Genomic DNA, 4,440 nt, shown 5'->3' on the forward strand with positions numbered 1-4,440 from the left:
AAGAGGACTTCTGCTTCCCGTAATTTTGCAATGATCTGTTCCGGTGTGAATTCTTTCTTCCTCATTTCTCCTGCCTCCCTGACTGAGATCCAAGTCCAGAGTCTAACACAGACACTGGACTCGTTTATGGGGGGCAGGTCAATACCGTGTGGCGACTTTACGGTCTATTTTGCAATTTTAGTCTCTCCATGACGTATTCGAAATACTCTAGAGAATGGTAGTATTTCATCGCCAAGATTGGCACTCCGTCACGGGACTACGCTATTGCCTTCTTTGGATCTGGGCCATACTGATTCCAGCCTGGTGTGCCGTCTTTCACCATAAAGACAAGATTCAACGCAATCACACCTATGATCGGGACTCCACCGATGGCCAGCCACCAACCTGTGTGGTCGGTGTCATGAAGGCGTCGTACTGATACGGCCCAGCTTGGAATTATCAAGACTACTTCCCAAATGACCTCCAAGATACCCGTACCGGCTTCCAGGCGGAGGCCGAAATTGCCTGTCAGAGCGTCGATTAGCCCAAGGATAAGCCAGATAATGACACTGAACAAGAGAAAGTACCAGTACTCTTTTCGGCTCGCCCTGCCGTTTAACACCGCGTACTTTTTCAGAGCCTTCAGATACCATTTCATGTTCAGCTCATAGTAGGTATTGATTCGTGATGTCTTTGTGAAAAGGCCACGATAATTCACTCCCCTGCGAATTAAGGCCTACTGGCAATTTTAGATTCGTAATTATGATACCGTTGCTTTCTAAAAAAAAGCAATATAAAAAACCGTAGAATTTCTGCAGTTACCATTTGAAAACTTGGACGTAGAGAAAAATGTACGGAGTGTTCATAACAGTCAACAATCATTACCACTTGAAAGAGCAGTGAAACCGTTAGATTGTCGGGCCGCTGCTTTCAGGAAGGAGCCGACAGGCGCGTGATACACTCCTGCGGCAATAAAAAAGCCCCGCAGGCGTGGGTTCACCTGCGGGGCCCATGCTCCGGTTAGGGAGTCAAGAATCACCTCCTTCCACCCATGGTCATCAAGGCCATGCACAGTATGCCCACATAGAAGCCAGCCACGAACCCGATAGCTGTCAGCACGGCGTCTCCTATGCGGCCCTGGCGGCCTGCTTTATGGCCTCGCCAGCGAGGGCGGCCTTACGGAGCTTCATAAGGTGGTTGATGATGAGATCGATGCGAGAGGCCGTGATCGCCTCGTGATAAGCGGCCTTCTTCACGCCAACGGGCGATGAGACGGCGACGATGAGTTTCTCAATGGTCGCCAGGAGCGACTCGGTCCTGTCGATGGCGGCCTGTTCTTCTTCACTGACCGCCTCAAGCTCGAACAGGTTGAATTGATCCTCTTTGAGCAAAAGGCTGTCTACGAAGGCACGGAGCTTGTTGTAGGTCGGGCACGCGCCTGAGAGAATCTTTGCGCGGGCTATGGCCTGATGCCCGGGATTCAACCGCGCGAGCTCCTGAGCCTGGGCGTTGCTCAACACACCGTCTGCCACGAGCTTTTGATTGTCCTCGGTGAGGTTAAGCAGGCGGATCTTTTCGTCGATCCGCCAAACCTGACGCAAGCCCATCTTCTGAGCCAGCTGTTCCGCCGTCCATCCGCGATCCATGAGACCTTTGTACGCCATGGCGATCTCGATCACGTTTAAGTCCTCTCGCTGGATGTTCTCAAGGAGTGCGAGTTCCTCTACGAGAGCGTCGTCCATTTCGTCAACTACTGCCGGTATGTGGGTTAACCCGGCGATGAGAGAGGCTCTATACCGCCTCTCTCCTGCTACGATCATATAGCGTCCCTCGCGGGGCGTGACGAGGATCGGTTGCCTCACGCCGTATTCCCTGATGGAGGCGGCGAGTTCTTCAAGTGCGGTCTGCTCGAACTCCTTGCGTGGCTGATTGGGATTCGGGAATATGTCGGTTATGGGTAGTTTAGCTGTGCCGGTCATAGGGTGCTCCTTTCATGATCTGGGATGTTGTTTCCTCCACGCCGTCGTGAAGGTGGATCACTTCGATGCCGTGGTCAAGAAGCCGGATGCCGATATCCTGGTAGCGGTGGCAGTCTCTGGGATCGTTCTCAAGACACATGAGAATTTGTTTGCCTTGTTTGTTGAGCTGGCAGAGGAAGTCAATGCCACTTTCCTGGGCGGGGCCATACTTGCCTCCTAATACCTCACCCTTCCATACGTAGACTTCGAGACCGAAGCGCTTCTCTAACCTCTTGCGGTTGAATTCGGGCTTTCTCGAATAAGGTACCGAACGCACATCTATGAGGAGGGTGATACTATAAGCCTTCAGTGTTTCTTCGAGCGTATCGACTGTCATCTTCTGATAACCGATTGAATAGATCATCTTGTACTCCTTTGGAAAGGGGGATAGGGCGGCCTATGAGCCGCCCTTTGCTGATTACTGACGGATAGGCATGATAAGCGCCTGCTCGTTGACGACAAGCGCTCCGTAGCTCTTGGGGAACGCAATGTCGATCTCCTCGGAATCCTGATACGCCTTGATCGCATCGACCAGGAACTTAGAGTTGATGTTGATAACCGCGGTGCCGCCATTGAGCGTTGAATCAGCGGGCACGTGCCAGCTGTATTTGCCGCTCTCGCTCTCGGCCTCGATGTCGATCCTGCCGTTGATCGTCATTTTGATCTGGGAGCCGTTCGACACGGGAAGTACGCCCGGGATAAGATCGAGGAAATCGCGGGCCTTGAAGTGTACCTTCTCATAGGTTGACACATCGGGCCACACGCTGTCTGCGTCCGGGAAATCGCCTTCGATCACCCGGGTGATGAAGGTACCGCCCGCAATCGGTACCGATACGCGCTTGCCGGCAAATGTAATCTCTACCGCATCATATTTTGCGAAGATAACAGCCGCACGCCGGGGAATGGTAAAAGCGGGACAGGCGTATTTGTCAAGATGGGCCCTGTGAAGCCTGAACCCGTCAGTCGCCACCACGCGTCCGGATGCGATGTCAAAAAACACGCCGGTGAGCATGTAGCGTGTCTCGTCGGTGGATACGGCAGGCAAAACGCACGTAAGAGCGGATGCGAGATTGGGAAGCGGATAGGTGAGGGCGTCTTCGGGAGGTAGCGGCTCGATCTGAGGGAACTCATCGGTTACTGATGCGGACAGCTCACATCTATCGTTGATCTCGATGGAGGACGGCTTGACCGTGATCTTCACGTCCTGAATCGTCTTATCGAGCGCGCGCACTTCCTTGATGAAAAGGCCTGCGTCGACCAAAAAGGCCGTGGGAACCGTCGGCTCTGCAGGGATCGTGACCTGATAGGAGACTTCCAAATCGGTGGCCTCCATTGTGATCGTGTCCTTATCGACCACATCGATCTTGACCATGGCGAGCACGGGCATGAGGCCGCGCTTGCCGGTCACATCCGCGACTACTTTGAGCACGGCTTCCAGTTCGTTACGGTCGACCGTGATCTCACTCTCCGGAATTGTTGGAGGTGGCGGGGCCTGAACGAGCGTATCAGTTGACGGCTCGGTGATGGTGACCTGCGGGTCGGCTTGCGGTGGTGCGGCAACGGACACCAGGGCCACGGAGCGGACGCGCTCGATAGAATAGACGAGCGCTTTATCGGTCACTTGCCTTGCCGTCACCTTCCACTCTCTCGGATTGAGGCCCAAAATCTCCATGGCCTCCCTTGGCTTGCACTCACCCTGGATGGTGTTTTTCTGTCCTTCAAATTTGACGACGGTTTTCATGGTTTCTCCTTTTGCGAATAGATTTTTGGTGCTATACTGTTCTTACGCCCTGTGTTCGTGCTCTGTCCAGCACGACAGGTCTTCTCCGGCCTGTGTTGAGCACAGGGCGGCCTTACAATCTCTTGACGATCTTGACCGGAACCGAACCCCAACAGAGTCCCATCCAGAAGCCAAGCTCGCTCGCGGGAAACGTTGCAGATGCAAGCACGACCGTGTTGAACATGGGATCGTACTTGGCCTCGATAACCGTGCCGCTTTTGAGTTCGATGGATATCTTCTGGAAGCCTCTGTTAGCGAGGTCGGCTGCCATGTCGCGGAATGATTGAAGGACTGCCCTGTTCATGAGTCTCTCACCTCCTTCCTGTGATTTTGGCTGAAAGAATAAGGAGCGCCCCCTCGAGGATCGAACTCGAATGAACCAATCGAGCGGATTGGTGGATTATCCAGTTATCCAACGGAGACGCGAAGAGTTATAGAATGCAGGGGGGTAAAAAGGAAACGGGAATGGCTTTCACCATTCCCGTGTTTCGAGTTCGACCAATCTGCTGAGACTATTGTCGCATATTCACGCGAAAAGTCAAGCTTCTTGTGGGTAATGGATTGCCGGGACGATACTGTTCAGATGAAGGGCAGGGGATAGAACCCTGCACTTTCAAAACCCGTTCCCGGTCTTGATTCCCCAGTCCGACTTTTGGGTGCTTT

The 4,440-nt window shown here is 53.3% G+C and carries 5 protein-coding genes; all 5 read right to left on the bottom strand.

Annotated features, from left to right (window positions below; translation table 11 throughout):
* Positions 1 to 256 precede the first annotated feature (256 nt).
* Positions 257 to 637 (bottom strand): DUF805 domain-containing protein, encoded by a 381-nt coding sequence (locus tag VMT62_15510; GenBank protein ID HVN97837.1) that lies wholly within the window; start codon positions 635 to 637, stop codon positions 257 to 259.
* Positions 638 to 1,106: 469 nt separating this feature from the next.
* On the bottom strand, positions 1,107 to 1,958 hold the full coding sequence (locus VMT62_15515; GenBank protein ID HVN97838.1) for a ParB/RepB/Spo0J family partition protein: 852 nt from the start codon (positions 1,956 to 1,958) through the stop codon (positions 1,107 to 1,109).
* On the bottom strand, positions 1,942 to 2,361 hold the full coding sequence (locus VMT62_15520) for a DUF488 domain-containing protein (GenBank protein HVN97839.1): 420 nt from the start codon (positions 2,359 to 2,361) through the stop codon (positions 1,942 to 1,944). Before VMT62_15520 ends, VMT62_15515 begins: the two co-directional genes overlap by 17 nt.
* A 54-nt stretch (positions 2,362 to 2,415) precedes the next feature.
* Positions 2,416 to 3,738 (bottom strand): DNA polymerase III subunit beta, encoded by a 1,323-nt coding sequence (locus VMT62_15525; protein ID HVN97840.1) that lies wholly within the window; start codon positions 3,736 to 3,738, stop codon positions 2,416 to 2,418.
* A gap of 112 nt (positions 3,739 to 3,850) precedes the next feature.
* The gene (locus tag VMT62_15530; protein HVN97841.1) at positions 3,851 to 4,081 is read right to left on the bottom strand and encodes a hypothetical protein; all 231 of its coding nucleotides are present in this window, start codon (positions 4,079 to 4,081) and stop codon (positions 3,851 to 3,853) included.
* Positions 4,082 to 4,440: the final 359 nt, after the last annotated feature.

It is taken from the genome of Syntrophorhabdaceae bacterium, assembly GCA_035541755.1.
Classification (GTDB): domain Bacteria; phylum Desulfobacterota; class Syntrophorhabdia; order Syntrophorhabdales; family Syntrophorhabdaceae; genus PNOF01.